Origin of the sequence: Nonomuraea sp. SBT364 (assembly GCF_001083785.1) — a bacterium.
Taxonomy (GTDB): domain Bacteria; phylum Actinomycetota; class Actinomycetes; order Streptosporangiales; family Streptosporangiaceae; genus Nonomuraea.
The window spans coordinates 1-1,663 of record NZ_LAVL01000341.1; the positions used below are offsets into that span (position 1 = coordinate 1).

A 1,663-nucleotide genomic window follows, 5' to 3' on the forward strand; every position below is an offset into this window, starting at 1 on the left:
CCCCCGCCGCCCCCGGCGTGAACTGCTCCGGAGCCATGTACGGCGGCGTCCCGGTCACCTCCTCGCCCGCCTCCACGTCCCCGACCGGCCGCGCGATCCCGAAGTCGATCACCCGTGGCCCCTCCGGGCTGAGCAGCACGTTGCCCGGCTTGAAGTCGCGGTGCACGACCCCGGCCCGGTGGATGGCCGCGAGCGCCGTGGCGGTGCCCACGGCCAGCCGGTGCAGCTCGCGGCCGTGCAGCGGGCCGCGCGCCGCCACCGCCTGCTGCAGCGTCGGCCCCTCGATGAACTCGCTCACGACGTACGGCTCGGTCCCCGCCGTACCGACCTCCAGGACCTGCGCCGTACAGAAGGCCGCCATCCGCGGCAGCACCTCCGCCTCGCGGCGCAGCAGCGCGGCGGCCGCCTCGTCGGCGGCGCGCAGCACCTTGACGGCGACCGGCCGCCCGCCCGGCGCCTCGGCCAGGTAGACCACGCCCTGCCCGCCCGCGCCGAGCCGCCCGCGCACCACGTACGCGCCGATCCGGGCGGGATCGCCGGGCTGGGAGGCGGCGGGCACGGCTCAGCCCCGCGTGTAGCGCACGTCCACCAGCGGGCCGCCGGGCGTACGCAGCTCGGCCAGCACCCGCACCTCCTTGCCGGCGAAGTCGACCACGACGACCCTGGTGCGGTCCTTGCCGCCCGGGACGAGCTGGATCAGGTGTTTCTCGTCGTACCAGCCCACCATGCTCGCGCCCTCGGGCGTCGGCACGGTGGCCAGGCGGGTGGCGCCGGCCGTCGTCCACACGCAGGCGGCGAGCCGCTTGGCGCACGCGCTCGTGGCGAACCTGCCGCCGCTCGGCGAATACCAGTCGCCCACGCCCAGGACGTGCCCGACCCAGTGCATCATGCCCGTCACCCGGCCGCTCTCCGCGTCGCGCACCCGCACGCCCTGGCCCCACTCGGCCGTCAGGAACCGGCTCGCCACCGACCGCCCGTCGGGGGTCCACCGGTACTCGGCGTAGAAACGGCTCGGGTCCACCTTGCCGCCGGTCGCCAGCGCCGCCTGCCTGACCTCCTCGCCGTCGCCCGTCGGCACGAACCGGGCGGTACCCGCCGCCACGTCGACGATCACGTATCCGGCGCTGAACGGCTGGTTCTCCCCGTTCACCTTCTCGAACCGCTGCGCCGACAGCAGCAGCCGGTCACTCCGCCGGGACCAGCTCAGGCCGAGCGACTGGTACGGCGGCCGCAGCACCGGCACGCTGAACCGCTCACCGGTCAGGTGGTCGACGAACTGGACGGCCAGGTGGTCCCCCGCCGCCGCGTACAGCGTGTTGAAGCTGGCCAGCCAGCGGCCGTCGGGCGACGCCTCCGCGACGACGGTGTGCGGCCCGGCGTCGCCGAACCGGCCGGTGCGCGGGTCGCGGGTGTAGCGGCGGCTCTCGCCGACCTTGATCGACGTCAGCCGCACGGGGTCCGCGGGATGCTCGTACGCGATCCCGAGATCCCCCGGCAGCGTCAGCTCCGTCCCCTTCGACGGCGGCTCGGCCACGGGCGTCACCGCCCGCGGCGTCCACGTCCCGCCCGGCACGGGCCTGACCGCCGGTGCGGGCGCCGCGACCGGCTCGTTCACGGCCAGCGTCACGGCGGCCGCCCCACCTCCGGCCACCAGCGCGATCAC

At 76.0% G+C, this 1,663-nt stretch carries 2 protein-coding genes; both read right to left on the reverse strand.

The features are described from left to right. The coding region (locus ADY59_RS47220; protein ID WP_049577905.1) for a serine/threonine-protein kinase at positions 1-559 on the reverse strand (559 nt) is incomplete at its 3' end. 3 nt (positions 560-562) lie between these two features. Further along, positions 563-1,663, reverse strand: a 1,101-nt coding sequence (locus ADY59_RS47225; protein WP_231619254.1) for a hypothetical protein, incomplete at its 5' end; no start/stop codon positions are given.